Annotated in this window: 15 protein-coding genes; 9 read left to right on the top strand and 6 right to left on the bottom strand. The window is 30.1% G+C overall.

From position 1 onward, the window contains the following. Positions 1-2: 2 nt before the first annotated feature. On the bottom strand, positions 3-614 hold the full coding sequence (locus ACQ65T_RS03180) for a hypothetical protein (RefSeq protein WP_430399651.1): 612 nt from the start codon (positions 612-614) through the stop codon (positions 3-5). Positions 615-624: 10 nt separating this feature from the next. Further along, the gene (locus ACQ65T_RS03175) at positions 625-3,414 is read right to left on the bottom strand and encodes a carboxypeptidase-like regulatory domain-containing protein (protein ID WP_430399650.1); all 2,790 of its coding nucleotides are present in this window, start codon (positions 3,412-3,414) and stop codon (positions 625-627) included. 235 nt (positions 3,415-3,649) lie between these two features. Between ACQ65T_RS03175 and ACQ65T_RS03170 the strand changes: the two genes are divergently transcribed. From ACQ65T_RS03170 to amaB, 3 genes are all read left to right on the top strand, one after another. Further along, positions 3,650-4,756: an endonuclease/exonuclease/phosphatase family protein gene (locus ACQ65T_RS03170; RefSeq protein WP_430399649.1), complete on the top strand. Its 1,107-nt coding sequence runs from the start codon at positions 3,650-3,652 to the stop codon at positions 4,754-4,756. A gap of 87 nt (positions 4,757-4,843) precedes the next feature. Further along, positions 4,844-5,386, top strand: a complete 543-nt coding sequence (locus tag ACQ65T_RS03165) for a 3-hydroxyanthranilate 3,4-dioxygenase (protein WP_430399648.1) — start codon at positions 4,844-4,846, stop codon at positions 5,384-5,386. Positions 5,387-5,466: 80 nt separating this feature from the next. Continuing rightward, complete coding sequence (gene amaB / locus ACQ65T_RS03160; protein WP_430399647.1) at positions 5,467-7,020, top strand: L-piperidine-6-carboxylate dehydrogenase; 1,554 nt, start codon at positions 5,467-5,469, stop codon at positions 7,018-7,020. Between the two features lie 75 nt (positions 7,021-7,095). On the opposite strand, the gene ACQ65T_RS03155 is transcribed toward amaB, so the two are convergent. Genes ACQ65T_RS03155 through ACQ65T_RS03145 form a run of 3 tightly spaced genes read right to left on the bottom strand, consistent with a single transcriptional unit; the run spans position 7,096 to position 8,929 of the window. Next, positions 7,096-7,671, bottom strand: coding sequence for a PhnA domain-containing protein (locus tag ACQ65T_RS03155; protein WP_430399646.1), 576 nt, complete (start codon positions 7,669-7,671; stop codon positions 7,096-7,098). 2 nt (positions 7,672-7,673) lie between these two features. Continuing rightward, positions 7,674-8,162 carry a DUF6646 family protein gene (locus ACQ65T_RS03150; protein ID WP_430399645.1) on the bottom strand — a complete coding sequence of 163 codons (489 nt, stop codon included), beginning with the start codon at positions 8,160-8,162 and terminating at the stop codon, positions 7,674-7,676. A 41-nt stretch (positions 8,163-8,203) separates the two neighbouring features. Beyond that, a complete protein-coding gene (locus ACQ65T_RS03145) occupies positions 8,204-8,929 on the bottom strand; it encodes a metallophosphoesterase family protein (protein ID WP_430399644.1) in 726 nt (241 codons plus the stop codon). A gap of 206 nt (positions 8,930-9,135) precedes the next feature. Here ACQ65T_RS03145 and ACQ65T_RS03140 point away from each other — a divergent pair, with 206 nt between their 5' ends. The 4 genes from ACQ65T_RS03140 to ACQ65T_RS03125 are packed head-to-tail and all read left to right on the top strand — an operon-like array spanning position 9,136 to position 12,327. Then, positions 9,136-9,393, top strand: coding sequence for a hypothetical protein (locus tag ACQ65T_RS03140; RefSeq protein ID WP_430399643.1), 258 nt, complete (start codon positions 9,136-9,138; stop codon positions 9,391-9,393). Positions 9,394-9,410: 17 nt separating this feature from the next. Continuing rightward, a complete protein-coding gene (locus ACQ65T_RS03135; protein ID WP_430399642.1) occupies positions 9,411-9,590 on the top strand; it encodes a hypothetical protein in 180 nt (59 codons plus the stop codon). Positions 9,591-9,629: 39 nt separating this feature from the next. Beyond that, the gene (locus ACQ65T_RS03130; protein WP_430399641.1) at positions 9,630-11,645 is read left to right on the top strand and encodes a tetratricopeptide repeat-containing sensor histidine kinase; all 2,016 of its coding nucleotides are present in this window, start codon (positions 9,630-9,632) and stop codon (positions 11,643-11,645) included. 10 nt (positions 11,646-11,655) lie between these two features. Then, positions 11,656-12,327 carry a response regulator gene (locus ACQ65T_RS03125; RefSeq protein ID WP_430399640.1) on the top strand — a complete coding sequence of 224 codons (672 nt, stop codon included), beginning with the start codon at positions 11,656-11,658 and terminating at the stop codon, positions 12,325-12,327. A gap of 315 nt (positions 12,328-12,642) precedes the next feature. Here ACQ65T_RS03125 and ACQ65T_RS03120 read toward each other — a convergent pair whose 3' ends face one another. Continuing rightward, the gene (locus tag ACQ65T_RS03120) at positions 12,643-13,782 is read right to left on the bottom strand and encodes an ATP-binding protein (RefSeq protein WP_430399639.1); all 1,140 of its coding nucleotides are present in this window, start codon (positions 13,780-13,782) and stop codon (positions 12,643-12,645) included. A 168-nt stretch (positions 13,783-13,950) separates the two neighbouring features. Between ACQ65T_RS03120 and ACQ65T_RS03115 the strand changes: the two genes are divergently transcribed. Beyond that, on the top strand, positions 13,951-14,955 hold the full coding sequence (locus ACQ65T_RS03115; RefSeq protein WP_430399638.1) for an AAA family ATPase: 1,005 nt from the start codon (positions 13,951-13,953) through the stop codon (positions 14,953-14,955). 91 nt (positions 14,956-15,046) lie between these two features. Then, positions 15,047-15,913: a DUF58 domain-containing protein gene (locus tag ACQ65T_RS03110; RefSeq protein ID WP_430399637.1), complete on the top strand. Its 867-nt coding sequence runs from the start codon at positions 15,047-15,049 to the stop codon at positions 15,911-15,913.

Raw genomic sequence — 15,913 nt, 5'->3', positions numbered from 1 at the left:
TATTAATTAGATGAGTAAATTGTAATTTTATCTACTTGGAATAAACCGTCTAAAGAAGAGCCGTTTCCGGTAACTTTAAATGCTATATGCAATGTCCCAGTATAACTAGATAAATCAATATCTCCTGAAGAAATATATGTATAACCATTAGTAGTTTCATCAGCAACGATTGCGTCAACTTGCTCCCAAGTTGCAGCTAAAACATTTGTTCCATCATAATCAGAAGAAACGAATACTTCTAATTTATTCGCAGGATTATCCACAAAGTTTGTTGCAGATTTAAAAGTTAAAATTTCACCAGTAAATGCATCCATATCTATTCCTGGAGAAATAGCCCAACCGATGTTTGAAGCTTCACCGCTACTAAATGAACTAAATTGTATATAACCATCATCATTGAATTCTCTTTCAATCCATAATTTAGTACCTGCTTCTGCAAAATTGGTCCAATCTGCATAATCAAAAGTCATATTGAAGTTGATTTCATTGAAATTCTCCGAATAAATGACAGGTCTTAAATTTGGAATTTCAAAATCATCATCATTCACACAACTTGATGCAACACCTAAAAATAAAGTTGCAAGCAAAACTGTTTTTAAAAATTTATTTTTCATAGTGCAATTTTTAGAAATTAATATAGAAGTTTACAAAATATGTTCTTCCATATCCATAAAAGTATTTAGGTCCAAAAGCAGGTGTTCCATTAACATTATCTTGTTGAGCATCTACGAAAGTTGCTTTTCTTGATTGTTCAAATCCTCCAGTTTTATACTCAATATCTAATAAGTTATTAATAGATGCGAAGAAACCGAATGTATTTCTGTTTTTACTGCTTATTCTCCATGATTTTCCACCTATTAAATTGAATAACATAAAGTTATCAAATTTTTCTTGTTTTAACAACTCTCTTACAGATTCCTCTGTTGCACCAGGATAAGATACTCCTGTTGTTCTGTCAATTGTAAAGTTGTCTGTTCTTAAAATGTTAGAAATGTCTAAATAACTATCTGCTAAGTAGTTCATGTTAGCACTAACAAACCAGAAGTGAGGGTCTCTATACTCTAAACCAAATGAATAAGCTTGTTGTGGCATACCAGGAAGTTTATAGTCTTTAAGGTAGTTTGTTCCAAAGTTTCTAATAGGATTTAAACCAGCAATCGTTCTTGCATCATCATTTGTAACAAGTTTAGCATTGTCAGAATAAATATATTGTCCATATGAAGCAGCTGCAGTAGCTTTAATCGTAGATGTAATTTGGTATTCTAAACCTAATTCTAGACCAATGTTTTGTTTGTCTACAGAAGTTACAATTTCACTAACAAATGAATCTTCATCACCATCTGTATCTCCAATGTTTTCAGCATAGAAGAAAGAGATCTCTGTACTGTTTTTTATTTGTGAACCAAAAGCAGTTAATCTTGCTTTTAATTTAGGGGCTCTAATGATATAACTAACATCTGCGCTTGAAATAGATTCGCTTTCTAAGTTTGGCGTAAAGTTATTATTTAAACGCGCATTAGAAAATGAGTTTCTCATTGTAGGAGCTGCAGTCATATACATAGCATTAAAATCTAATAAATGACGACCTGTAATTTTATATGTTAAACCTCCTTTAAAACCGAAATTTTCAAAAATTACTTTATCTCCTTTTCCATATGAGTTATCAGCATAGATTCCATTTCTATATAATCCCTCTCTCTGATATTGAGATCTTTTAAACGTTTGAGCTAAATAAAAGTCTACTTTGTTATATGTAAATTTAAATTGAGTAAACGCCTCAAGAGTTGTTGCAAATAAGTTATAATTATAACCATAAGTATCTCCCTCTCCAACTTGTCTGTCTGGGTTATTTAAATCTGATTGAGTTGCGTCACCAGTAAAGAAAGGATCAACATCTAAGAAATAAGAACCGCCCATTAAATCCAATAAATTTTGGTGATTATTAGATTTTAATCTTTGGAAGTTTACAGAAGCATTCATAGAAATGTTATCTGAAATACCTGCGTTTAAAACAGAGTTTGCACTCCATAACTTGTCATCTGTTCTGTCTTCATACAAAACATATACACTTTTACCTGCATCTGCACTGTTTTGGTTAGCAATATACATTGCATTCCAATTTATTTGACTGTTGCTTAAGAAATATTGTTCAGCATTAGCAGCTTGCGTGTAATTAGGAATCCAGTTACCAGCGTTATCATGTAAATTTAAATAATAACTTGGTAAATTTTTATAGTAAGTAGGGTCAGGATTGTTAGATAATTGGTTGTCTATTCTCGAATTCCCAATAGAACCTGATTGAAAAGCAACATTTGTATTTAATGTCGTTTTTTCATTTATTTTCCAATAGTGAGAAAGCATGTTAATTGGCTCTTCGATGTCTTTATCTCTTGAGTTTCTTTTTTTGCCATCTTGCCATCCCCAATATGAATTGTATCTAACCCCCATTAAATCTGCAACTTCTTGAGTGTTTGGAGAACTTTTTCCTCTACTGTTTTGAGCATAAATAGAAGTAAAATTTAAACTATGCTTGTCGTTAATTTTCTTTTCAACACTAGCAAACATAGAATTTGCAGCATAATCAGTTCCTTCAAATTGACCTTCGTCAGCCCATCTTCTTGAAGCTGAAACAACAAATGCCCATCCTTTATCATCTAAACCAGAAACATGAGTTCCCATTGCTCTCCAGCTATAATTTGTATTGGTTCCAGAAAAAGTAATTCTATTGCCTGGTCTATAGTGAGATGCTCTAGTGTTTATTTCTTGCGTACCCAATGCCCCTCCAAAAGTGAAGTCTGAAGCCGCAGTACCCATTGTAAATTCTTGATTTCTTGTAGCGTCATTTAAACCACCCCAGTTACTCCATTGTGGTCTACCGTCATAAATTTTGTTCATAGAAATACCATTAATCATAGTTCTTCCATAAGCATTATCTAAACCTCTAATTCTAAAACGAGCTTGCCCCCAGTTAAAAGCAGCAGCTTGTTGATAAGTGTCTCTTGAGGCCTGTAATAAACCAGATGTGCTTTCTGAACCAGAATTATCGTCTCCTAAATCACTTTCAGTGATGGTTACTAAACTTAATTGTTGTTCAGTTGTAATGTCTTCTTCAAGAACTACATTTCCTAACTCAAGAGTTTCTCCTTCCGTCAATTCTAACAATAAAGTTTGAGAAAGATAACCATTAAAACGAACTACTAAAGTTTGTTCGCCATTTGGTAAATTTTGAAAAACAAAATTTCCTTCGAAATCTGTTAAAACAGTTTGGTTTGTACTCTGAATTGTTGTAACAACATTTTTTAACGGTTCTTGACTTTTAGCATCAATTACTTTTCCTGTTAAAGCAGGCTTTTCTTGAGCAAAAACAAAAACAGCTTGTAATACAAATAATGTACTTAATACAAGTTTTTTCATAAACGAAATTATAATTAATATTTTTTAAATACCTAGTTCAAAAAAACTTAGGGGCGTCAAAGGTACAAATTTTAATTACATTACCTACAATTGACTTATAATTTGAATAGAATTGATGTTAAGTTAACAAGAGGTTACTTTATAATAATGTACAACATTTAATAATATTCTTTACCTTTGGCACCCATTTTGTATTAAAATTGACATTAACATAACATAAGATAACATTTGATTTATGAAAATTAAACAATTATTTACCGCTTTAATTATCCTTTTTACACTAAGTAACCTATACTCTCAAGAGAAAAAGTTTAAAATACATACTGTTGCTTTTTATAATTTGGAAAATTTATTTGACACAATCAACGATCCTAAAACTAACGATGAGGAGTATACTCCTTCAAATGGATGGACTTCTAAAAACTATAAAAAGAAGTTAGATAATTTATCAAGAGTTATAAACGAAATTGGATCGGGAGAAAATCCTTTAAATTCGCCAGTTGTAATTGGAGTTTGTGAAGTTGAGAATAGAGGTGTTTTAGAAGATTTAGTTAAACATCCTAAATTAGCTGCTAGAGGTTATAACATTATTCATTTCGACTCTCCAGACAAGAGGGGGATTGATGTTGGTTTATTATACCAAGGAAAGTATTTTACACCAACTAGTTATACAAATGTCCCATTGTACATTTATAAAGATGATTCTAAAAATGGGAAGAAACAGAAAAAAGAAGAGGAAGAGGATACTGATGATAAAGGATCTGTAGATTCTAAAACAAAAAGAATTTATACGCGTGACCAATTGTTAGTTACAGGTATTTTAGATGGAGAAGAAGTAAGTTTTATCGTTAATCACTGGCCATCTCGTTCTGGAGGTGAAAAGAAAAGTAGTCCAAATAGAGAAGCTGCTGGAAGATTGAATAGAAAAATTATTGATTCATTATACAAAATCAACCCTAATGCTAAAATTATTACTATGGGGGATTTAAATGATGGTCCATATAATAAAAGTGTAAAAAAAGAACTTGGAGCAAAAGCATCTAAAGAAGAAGTGAAACAATTTGGAATTTACAATCCAATGGAAAAAATGTCTCAAGATGGAATAGGAACATTAGCTTACCGTGATTCTTGGGATTTGTTTGACCAAATAATGTTGTCTGAACCATATATAAGAAAAGATTTCAGTTCTTGGACATTTTGGAAAGCAGGTGTTTACAATAAACCTTTTTTAATTAATAAAGAAGGGCCGTGGAAAGGATATCCGCTAAGAAACTCAAATGGAGTTCCTGGATTTAGTGATCACTTTCCAGTTTATTTGTACTTAGCAAAAGAAGTAAAATAAAAAACAAAAAGTATTTAAAAGGTTAGTTGAGAATTATCATAGCTAACCTTTTTTATTTTTAGTAACTTTACTTTTTATTTATTAAATATGGGAATTGCAAAACCTTTTAATTTAACAAAGTGGATTGAAGATAATAGACACCTTCTTAAGCCACCTGTTAGGAATAAAAATCTTTACATTGATTCTGGCGATTATATCGTAATGATTGTAGCTGGCCCAAATGCAAGGAAAGATTATCATTATAACGAAACAGAAGAATTATTTTATCAACTAGAAGGAGAAATCACTGTTTACATTCAAGATGAAGGAAAAAAAAGAGCAATGAAATTAAAAGCCGGAGATATGTATTTACATCCTGCTAAAGTTCCACATTCTCCAGCTAGGTCTAAAAATTCGATTGGATTAGTTATAGAAAGAAAAAGAAATCATTTAAAAGTTAAAGATGGTTTGCTTTGGTATTGCGATAATTGTAATGAGAAATTACATGAGGTTTATTTTGAACTAAATGATATTGAAAAGGATTTCTTAAGTCATTTCAAAGATTTTTATAATTCTGAAGAAAAGCGTACATGCAAAAAATGTGGAACAATAATGGATACTGATGAAAGATTTATTTCTAAAGAATCATAGGTTTTAATGCTCTTTTTTTAATCTCATTAATATTCAATATATTTGCACAAATATAACAAAAACAAGAAAAAAAGTTAAATATGTCTACAATAGCACAACAATTTGGAATGCAAGAAGCTTTAACACAATTAGGTGTAAAAGCTATAAATGAAGGTACTTCTACAGGAAGCGAGTGGTTTTCTAACGGAGAATTAATCGAAAGTTATTCACCAGTTGATGGTCAATTAATAGGAAAAGTAAAAGCAACTACTGCTGCTGATTATGAAAGAGTAATGCAAAGTGCAACGGCTGCATTTAAAACATTTAGAGCAATGCCAGCTCCACAAAGAGGAGAAATTGTTCGTCAATTTGGAAACAAATTAAGAGAATTAAAAGAACCATTAGGAAAATTAGTTTCTTATGAAATGGGAAAATCTTTGCAAGAAGGTTACGGAGAAGTTCAAGAAATGATTGACATCTGTGACTTTGCGGTAGGTTTATCTCGTCAATTAAACGGACAAACGATTCCTTCTGAGCGTCCTGGTCACGTAATGAGAGAACAATGGCATTCAATAGGAGTTGTTGGAATTATTTCAGCGTTTAACTTTCCAGTTGCTGTTTGGGCTTGGAATACTGCTTTAGCATGGATTTGTGGAGATGTTTGTGTGTGGAAAGCATCGGAAAAAGCACCTTTATGTTCAGTAGCATGTCAAAATATTATTGCTGATATTTTAAAAGCAAATAATTTACCTGAAGGTATTTCATGCATCATCAATGGAGATTATAAAGTTGGTGAAATGATGACTACTGATACTCGTATCCCTTTAATTTCTGCTACAGGTTCTACTAGAATGGGAAGAATTGTTGGAGCAACAGTTGCTGAGCGTTTCGGAAAATCGTTATTAGAGTTAGGTGGAAACAATGCAATTATCATTACTCCAACAGCCGACTTAAAAGTGGTTGTTCCAGGAGCAGTATTTGGTGCTGTAGGAACTGCAGGACAAAGATGTACTTCTACAAGAAGATTAATCATTCACGAATCGGTTTACGATAAAGTTAGAGATGCAATCGTTGGTGCTTACGGGCAATTGACTATTGGAAATCCATTAGATCAAAAAAATCATATTGGACCACTTATTGATAAAGATTCTGTAAATACGTATTTAGCGGCAATTGAAGCAGCTAAAGCAGAAGGTGGAAAAGTATTAGTTGAAGGAGGCGTTCTTTCAGGAGAAGGATATGAATCTGGATGTTATGTAAAACCAGCTATTATTGAAGCTGAAAACCATTTCAAAATTGTACAACACGAAACGTTTGCTCCAGTTTTATACTTAATGAAGTATTCTGGAGATGTTGAAAACGCTATTGAAATTCAAAACGGAGTAGCACAAGGTTTATCTTCGGCTATCATGACAAACGAAATGAAAGAAGCTGAAAAATTCTTGTCTTTCGCAGGTTCTGACTGTGGTATAGCAAACGTAAACATTGGAACTTCTGGTGCAGAAATTGGTGGTGCTTTTGGTGGTGAAAAAGAAACTGGTGGCGGGCGTGAGTCGGGCTCTGATGCTTGGAAAGTATATATGAGAAGACAAACCAATACTGTTAACTATTCTGATCAATTGCCTTTAGCACAAGGAATTAAGTTTGATTTATAGTTTTTAAAAAATAGATAAATAAAAAGCCTGCTAAGCATTTAGCAGGGTTTTTATTTTAGTGATAATTTGTGTTTTTTACTTCGTCTTCTTCACGTATTGCGTTAAAATAACAATATGTTGGTTTTCTACCCGACCTTCAATATGTTCAGCATTATCCCAAACTAATTTGATGTTGTGAACTGCAGCACCGCGTTTTGCTGTAAATCCTGCTCCTTTTACGTCTAAATCTTTAATTAGCACTACAGAATCTCCATCTTGTAGTATTACACCGTTACTGTCTTTATGAACAATTTTATTTTCATCTTCTTCTTCGCCTTCTCCGGTAGCTTTTGCCCATTCTAATGCTTCTTCATCCAAATACATCATTTCCAATAAATCGTTCTTTTTTAATCGTGCAAGCATTCGCCAAGAAACAATTTGAACCGGTAAATGTTCGTTCCACATAGAGTCATTTAAACAATGCCAATGTGTTGCATCCAAATTTTCAGGATTTTCAATTTGGTCTACACACGTTTTACATGCCAAAATAGATTGTTCTAAACTTTCATTCTCGTTTGGAGCAACATTATACACAAGTAAGTCGTGTTCGTTTCCACACAATTCACATTTAGAAATACTTCTATCTTTTAATTTTTTTTCAATTACACTCATATCTATAAATTAAATGATGCACCAATATTAAAAGTAAACTGATTATTTAAATAATCATAACCCGTAATTTGATTTTCATATTTAGCTATAGGAAATGAAGCTTCAGAAAATACACCAAAAGAATCAGTAAAAAAGTAACGAGCACCTAAATGGCCACCAAAATTTTTTAAACCTAAATTTAAACCAGGGTATATGTCTAAATTCTCATCAATGTTTAAAACATTACCAATATTTGCATTAAACCTAGCCTTTAAATCAAAACGATCTACAAATTTTGGAGTTCCTAAATAAGTCGCGGTATTAAGTAAATATGAACTCATAAGGCCAATTGACATATTTTCGCTTAAACCAAAATCAAATGAAGCAGCAACACCCGTTCCGTCTTTTTGAAGATTTGCTCCAATTTGAAGTTTAACATCTCCTTTTCCATTATACACTTGTGCATATGTAAAACTTGCAGTTAATAGCATTAAAAGAATAATTCTTTTCATAAAATTTATTGTTTATTTTATTGCAAAGATAAAACATATTATTAATTACGACCTATCTCATTAGGATATAACAGATTCAACGGTTGACTTTGCCAATATTCTTTTGTTTCAACGTCTAAAACAGTTAGAGGGCCTTTAAATGCTGCACCAGTATCAATATTCCAAATGCAAGATTTATTTACAGGAATGGTTTGATTAATCCGAGTAACAGGAGTGTGACCGATGTATATTTCACGATATATTTTAAGTCTCGGTGGGTATAATTCATCTTCTAAAGACAAATTTGGATTTAAAGATAAGGCCGTTTCCCAAAGCGTTCTGTCCCAATAGAAAAGAGGTTTAAAATATTCAAAATCTACTCCTTTTAAATTTGTAAAACCCGCATGAATAAAAAGACGATTTTCATCATCTATAAAAAAATCCATTAAATTTTCTAAAAAGAAAATGTGTTTTTGAATTTGGCTTGGTGTTGCTTTTTCATACGCCTTAACCGTTGATTGACCTCCGTGTTTAAACCATTCTTCATTGTAGGTTTTGGTTTTTAAATAATTTAAAAGTAAATCATCATGATTACCTTTTATAAAAACACAATTATAGTTTTCATTTAACTGAATTAAACAATCAATTACTTGAGGTGATTCACTCCACCCATCAACGTAATCACCTAGAAAAATCAGTTGATCTGTTGGAATAAGATTAATTTTTTCTAAAATTTCTTGTAATGCTTTTAGTCCTCCGTGTATATCTCCAATTACCAACTTTCTCATATAGTACTTGATATTTTAATCAAAAATACATAAAAAGTATAGTAAAAAGGGTTATTAATTTTAACAAAAAAGGCAGAAAATCTGTAAAAGGGTTATTTTGTAACACCTTATTTTTGATAAAACAAAAATAAGGTGTTACAAGTTTGATTTTTTATAAGAACATTTCAATAAAATAGATTTAAAATTAACCATTAAAAATTAAAATTATGAAAAAAGCAGTTTTATTTTTAGGAATTCTAATAAGTTTCTTATTAGTAACCTCTTGTACTACAGATGATTTAGAGCTTTCAAACGAATCTCAAATACAAATTAATTTAATGGATCAATATACTAATCAATTAGCAAGAGATGGAGAAGAAGATGAAGAAGAAAGTTCTTCAAACGAAAACAATGAAGGAGCTGAAACTACAAGTACAAATGAGGATGACAGCACTGGTCCTGTTATAGTTATTAAAAAAGATTAATTTAAAAAATAATATTTATGAAAAACACAATTATTTTATTAGGAGTTTTATTAGGAGCATTATTAATTAGTTTTAATAAAGAGATTAATAATAGTATTGAGAAATCAGTCAATATCACAGATAACATTAAATATGAAAAGTCGCAAAATTTAAGTTCTGTTGATAGAAATACTATTATAGTTATGAAGAGAGATTAATTGAAAAATTATTTTAGCTTTGTAAAGAAGCCATTAATTTTGAATAAATTTATACTTATATTTTTATTTATTATCACTTTCGTTGGATGTAATTCCAGCGAAGAAGACACGTATACAAATAGTAATTTGGATTACTATTTTGACTCTGCATACGATTCAAATATTCCTAAAGAGAAAAGAATAAATCAATTAGATTCAGCAATCGGAATTATAGAAAAAACCTCTCTTAATGATTCTATTCTTTTTAAAAATTACTTTAAAGTTGCAAATCGATATTTTTCACTTTTAGAATATGAGAAATATAAAACTATATCAAAAAAAATATTAAAATTAAGTGTAGATAAAAGAGACTCTTTGACAATAGCTAAGGCTGAATATTATTTAGGTGATTATTATTTTTTCACCTCTAAAAATGATAGCGCTTACTATTATTATATTTCAGCTGAAAAGAAATATAAAGTGCTTAACGATAAAATCAATCTTGCAAACACACTACTTCACAAAGCATTGGTTTTGTTGTACGAAAAAGACTACCTAGGAAGTGAAGCGCAAACTATTAGAGTACTTGACATTGCTAAAGAATTAAATGATGAAACTTTAATTTACGAGTGTTATGTAAACCTAGGGAGTTCCATTTTAGGTTTAAAAAACTATAATGTAGCATTAGATTATTATGAAAAAGCTCTTCATCAAATTGAGGAAATTAAAGATAAAAACTATAAACAATTATTGAGTGCTCAAATGTTTAATAATATAGGTTTTGTTTATTTAAATTTAGAACAATATGAAAATGCATTAATTAATTTTGAAAAAGGCTTAAAAATTAATAAAATAAAGGAAATTCATCCAATTATATTCGCTTCTTTATTAGACCGAAAATCATATTCAATGTTCAAGAAGAATCCAAATGAAGGTTTTGAAGGTTTTGAATTAGCTTTAAAAATTAGTGATAGCATAAATGATATTGCAGGAAAAATTAAAAGTAGAATACATTTAACAGAGTACTACTTATCACAAAAAGACACATTGAAAGCTTTAGTGTTAAACAATGAGGCAAATAAATTATCAAAAGAAGTAAAATATAATGATGAGGTTTTAACAACACTTGATTTATTTACAAAAATTGATCCTAGTAACGGTTTGAAATATGCTAAAGAATATATAAAAATTAGCGATAGTCTTCAAGAGCAAGAGCGAAATACAAGAAATAAACTTGCACGAATAGAATATGAAACAGATGAAATTATTCAAGAAAAAGAATTGCTTTCAAATCAAAAAAGCTTAGTTGTTATAGTTTCAGCTATTTTACTTTTTATTAGCGCTCTTTTATACATTATTCTATATCAAAGAAGCAAACAAAAGGAGCTGGTTTTTGCACAAGAACAACAAACTGCTAACGAAGAAATATATAGGTTAATGATTAACCAACAACTAAAAGCTGATGAAATTAGGAATTCTGAAAAGAACAGGATTGCTAAAGATTTGCATGATGGAATTATGAATAAATTAACGAGTACTAGGTTAAATTTGTTTGTTTTATCTAAAAAAAGAGATGAAGAAACGATTAAGAATTGTATAGGCTACATAAATGACATACAAAATATTGAAAAAGAAGTTCGCTTAATCGCACACGAATTAAATAATGATATTTTCGAACAAAAAAACAGTTTCAAAAGTATTTTAAAAGAATTGTTTCAAAATCAAAACAAATTGTTTTTAGCAAAATGTGAATTTCATTTAGATGAAAATGTTTTGTGGGACAAAATAGATGCTTCTGTCAAAATGAACTTATATAGAATTATACAAGAAGCTTTTAATAATTGTAATAAATATGCAAATGCATCAAAAATAGATGTTAATATTTATAAGAATGGAGAGAAAAATATCGTTTTATTAATAAAAGACAATGGTATTGGATTTAGTGTTAATAAAAATAAAAAAGGCATTGGTATTGAAAACATGTCGGACAGAGCAAAATCAATAGGCGGTTCTTTTAAAATTGAGTCTGAAATTAATAAAGGGACCACAATATTAATTGAATTTACCGTTATTTAAATAAATTATTATGATTAAAAAAAAGGTTTCTATTTTTATAGTTGATGATCACCCATCAATGATTGAAGGATACAAAAGTATACTCTCTTATAATGATTTAGGGTGTGAAATAGAAGTTACTTCAGCTTATGATTGTGAATCAGCTTATAAGCGAATGGAGGGGTCTGAAAACATCTATGAATTTGATATGATTTTTTTAGATTTAAGTCTGCCTCCTTATGAGGAAAAAGAATTTTTTTCTGGAGAGGATTTAGCAATTTATGCTAAAAAGAAATACCCGTTTTCAAAAATTGTGATTTTAACGTCTCATGCTGAAGCCTTTATTTTATATAAAATACAAAACAATATTTCTCCACACGGACTTTTAGTAAAAAGCGACTTTACAGCTGATGAATTATTAAAAGCCTTTGAAATTATTCTTGGTAATGGTGTTTATACAAGCAAAACAGTTAATGAAAGCATCCAAGAGTTACTTTCTAAAGACATGTTTTTAGACGATTATAACCGACAGATAATAAGTCTTTTATCTAGTGGAATTCAGTCTAAAAACTTAGCTAACCATATTAATTTGTCCATGAGTGCTATAGATAAGCGAAAAGCACAAATTAAAGATTTCTTCTGTATTCAAAAAGGAACAGATGAAGATATTATTAGAGAGGCAAAAAAACACGGATTCGTATAATTGGGTTAACTTTTAACAAAATATACAGAATTACCTCAGTAAAAATTCTGAGTAGATATGTAATTTAGTGATTACAAAAAACAGTAACTTTTGTAATATGAAAACATACTCTAAAATTGTAATTTCATTACTCGTGTTAAGTTTAATATGGCTATATCTAATATTAAATTTAGCCTACTTTACTTTCTTTCAAGAAGACTGTTTTTTTATGCCTAAAATCAATGTGTCAATTCAGTTTAAATTGGTTTATCTGTTATGGTTAATTATAAGTTTAGGGTATTTAAAGTTGATTTTTTCTAGACAGAAATTATGAATTTAATCATTGTATTTCATTTTTCTTATTACCCTCATTACTTCCTTAAATGACGCGTAAGAGTTTTGGTCAATCTCTTTTAGATAGGGTTTAGACTCTATTAATAAATCTTTTGCTTCATTAAATCCATTTAAAAAACAAATCATAAATACATAAGGTAGGTTTTCTAAATCTTTTATATCGTTTAAATTTAATGAGATTCCTTTTTTTAACTTATTTAAAATTGCCACATTTGAATTATAGATATGATGAAGCATTTTTTTGTTATACTGCGGTGGTTTAAATAACAGTTCGGTATTTATTTTATAATAACCATTATCAAAAAAAGTAATCGTAACTTTCTCTAAAGGATAATAACTTGTTTTATCGTTTATCCCTAATGCAACATATTCAGTAATAGTAAACGAATCATCATCAAAATATATACTTACATCATCTTGAGCAGAATAGAATAATTTAACTTGTTCGTTAATAAGTTCAATATCAACTCTTGAGTAAAATGTTTGATCTCGCACTTTCTTTTTTACTCCACTCCAGCACACAACAAACAACTCCTTAAAAACATTATATTCAGAATGTAAATCTTTATGTTTAATATTTACAAACTCTAAAACACCATCAAGTGTGTTTTTAATACTGTTTCTTGAATTGTTTTCTATACTAATTACGGTCTCTGTATTGGTTTTTGAAAAAGGAACCTTATCTTCTGTAGGAATGGAGTTGCTTCCTCTTCTTACAAAAACAGTGTTAGCAGGAATGGTATGTATACCTTTTTTAAAATAGGAAACAGCACTTTTAGGTTTTATAGTAACAAGTCCTAGTACTTTTTCTTTGCTTAGTAGTGGAAAAGGAACATTTTCATATTGAATTTTTGGAGGATTTTCAAGAAATGCGTTTACTAAATTTTGAATTCTACTATCATCGTAAAAATCAACACCAGTAATTGTATTTGCTTCATCTTCTACTCCCACAACTATGTAGGAATTATTAACAGGATTCGAGTTTGAAAGCGCACAAATATGTTTTAAAAATTTTGATTTTCCTTCTCGAGAGTGAAGGTTTAATTGACGTTTTTTATCATAGAAACTATTCTCATCATTGTGAGTAAGTAAATTCTTTATTAATAAACGTTTGTTAATCATTAAAAAACAGATTATTTCTTAAAAATATAAAACAAAATCATAAAACACTGCTAAAATAAGCAATTGTTTGTTTTTTTTAACGCTATATTAACAATGAAGTAGTAAATAAATTTTCAATTTTGAATTGTTAATTTTTTTTTGAAAATTTGACCCCAAAATATAATGAAAATGGAAGAAAATACTGCTACAATTGACATTCGTTTAATCAACGAAAAAATAGAGAAAGAAAGTGCGTTTGTTGATTTATTAACCATGGAAATGAACAAAGTAATCGTTGGTCAAAAGTATATGATTGAAAGATTACTAATTGGATTATTAGGACAAGGCCATATTTTGTTAGAAGGTGTGCCTGGTTTAGCAAAAACCTTAGCAATTAACACCCTCTCTCAAGCAGTTCACGGATCTTTTAGCAGAATTCAGTTTACACCTGATCTTTTACCTGCAGATGTTGTAGGTACAATGATTTACAGTGTAAAGGACAATGATTTTACGATTAAAAAAGGACCAATCTTTGCAAACTTTGTTTTGGCCGATGAGATTAATCGTGCTCCAGCAAAAGTACAATCGGCTCTTTTAGAAGCAATGCAAGAAAAGCAAGTCACTATTGGAGACACTTCTTTTAAGTTAGACAAACCATTTTTAGTAATGGCAACACAAAATCCGGTAGAACAAGAAGGAACTTATCCTTTGCCTGAAGCTCAAATGGACCGTTTTATGTTGAAAACCGTTATTGATTACCCAAAAATGGAAGACGAACGATTAGTTATTCGTCAAAACCTAAGTGGTGAATACACTAAAGTTAATCCTGTTGTTTCTGTTGATCAAATTCTAAGAGCACAACAAGCAGTTCGCGAAGTTTATATGGATGAGAAAATTGAAAAATACATACTAGATATTATTTTCGCTACTCGTTATCCTGAAAAGTACAATTTAGAAAATTTAAAGCCATTAATTAGTTTTGGTTCTTCTCCTCGTGGAAGTATTAATTTAGCAATCGCCGCTAAATGTTATGCTTTCATTAAAAGAAGAGGTTATGTTATTCCAGAAGATGTTCGCGCAGTTGTTCACGATGTTTTGAGACATAGAATAGGAATTACCTATGAAGCAGAAGCTGAAAATGTAACTTCAGTTGATATTATCAATAAAATTGTAAACGAAATTGAAGTACCTTAATCTTTAGTTGGCAGTCATCAGATTTCAGAAAGCAGTTGTTTAATTCGCTAGTACTGAATACTGAATACTAATTACTGAACACTGAAATAAAATGGATACCAAAGAGATTCTTAAAAAAGTTCGAAAAATAGAAATTAAAACCCGTAGATTGAGCGATCATATCTTCTCGGGAGAATATCATACGTCTTTTAAAGGAAGAGGAATGACTTTTTCTGAAGTTAGACAATACCAATACGGAGATGATGTAAGAGCTATTGATTGGAATGTTACGGCTCGCTACAACGAACCTTTTGTAAAGGTTTTTGAAGAAGAACGCGAATTAACTATGATGCTGATGGTTGATTGCAGTGGTTCGGAAATTTTTGGAACTAAAAATCAATTTAAGAGCGAAGTTATAACAGAAATTGCAGCAACACTTGCTTTTTCGTCAACAAACAATAACGATAAAGTTGGGCTTATTTTATTTTCAGATCAAATAGAATTATATATTCCTCCCAAGAAAGGGAAATCACACGTTTTACGTATAATTAGAGAGTTAATTGAGTTTAAACCAAAAAGTAGAAAGACCGATTTAGCTCAAGCTTTGAAGTTTTTATCGAGTGTAATGAAAAAGAAAGCAATTGTCTTTTTAATTTCAGATTTTATGGTAAATGATTACGAGAAAACTTTAAAAATAGCAGCTAGAAAACACGACTTAACCGGAATTAGGGTTTATGATGAAAGAGAAAAATCAATTCCTAACCTAGGAGTAGTGAACATGATTGATGCTGAAACAGGAGAAAGTATGTTGGTAGATACTAGCTCTAAAAGTGTTCGTTTAGCTTACGAAAAAGAATATGCAGAGAATGTAAAATATTTCTCTGAAATGTTTTCTAAATCAGGCGCTGGTGTTTTAAGTTCAAGGGTAGATGAAAGTTATGTTACCAAATTATTAGGCTATTTTAAAGCAAGAAATTAA

This window comes from Flavobacterium sp. (genome assembly GCF_965284515.1).
GTDB lineage: Bacteria > Bacteroidota > Bacteroidia > Flavobacteriales > Flavobacteriaceae > Flavobacterium.
The sequence above is the reverse complement of the archived record's forward strand: the minus strand, read 5'-3'. Positions and strand labels throughout refer to the sequence as shown.

Coding starts and splice junctions, on each gene's coding strand:
- ACQ65T_RS03180 (WP_430399651.1), bottom strand. CDS start 614: ATGAAAAATAAATTTTTAAAAACAGTTTTGCTTGCAACTTTATTTTTA.
- ACQ65T_RS03155 (WP_430399646.1), bottom strand. CDS start 7,671: ATGAGTGTAATTGAAAAAAAATTAAAAGATAGAAGTATTTCTAAATGT.
- ACQ65T_RS03120 (WP_430399639.1), bottom strand. CDS start 13,782: ATGATTAACAAACGTTTATTAATAAAGAATTTACTTACTCACAATGAT.
- ACQ65T_RS03150 (WP_430399645.1), bottom strand. CDS start 8,162: ATGAAAAGAATTATTCTTTTAATGCTATTAACTGCAAGTTTTACATAT.
- ACQ65T_RS03175 (WP_430399650.1), bottom strand. CDS start 3,414: ATGAAAAAACTTGTATTAAGTACATTATTTGTATTACAAGCTGTTTTT.
- ACQ65T_RS03115 (WP_430399638.1), top strand. CDS start 13,951: ATGGAAGAAAATACTGCTACAATTGACATTCGTTTAATCAACGAAAAA.
- amaB (WP_430399647.1), top strand. CDS start 5,467: ATGTCTACAATAGCACAACAATTTGGAATGCAAGAAGCTTTAACACAA.
- ACQ65T_RS03110 (WP_430399637.1), top strand. CDS start 15,047: ATGGATACCAAAGAGATTCTTAAAAAAGTTCGAAAAATAGAAATTAAA.
- ACQ65T_RS03170 (WP_430399649.1), top strand. CDS start 3,650: ATGAAAATTAAACAATTATTTACCGCTTTAATTATCCTTTTTACACTA.
- ACQ65T_RS03125 (WP_430399640.1), top strand. CDS start 11,656: ATGATTAAAAAAAAGGTTTCTATTTTTATAGTTGATGATCACCCATCA.
- ACQ65T_RS03165 (WP_430399648.1), top strand. CDS start 4,844: ATGGGAATTGCAAAACCTTTTAATTTAACAAAGTGGATTGAAGATAAT.
- ACQ65T_RS03145 (WP_430399644.1), bottom strand. CDS start 8,929: ATGAGAAAGTTGGTAATTGGAGATATACACGGAGGACTAAAAGCATTA.
- ACQ65T_RS03135 (WP_430399642.1), top strand. CDS start 9,411: ATGAAAAACACAATTATTTTATTAGGAGTTTTATTAGGAGCATTATTA.
- ACQ65T_RS03140 (WP_430399643.1), top strand. CDS start 9,136: ATGAAAAAAGCAGTTTTATTTTTAGGAATTCTAATAAGTTTCTTATTA.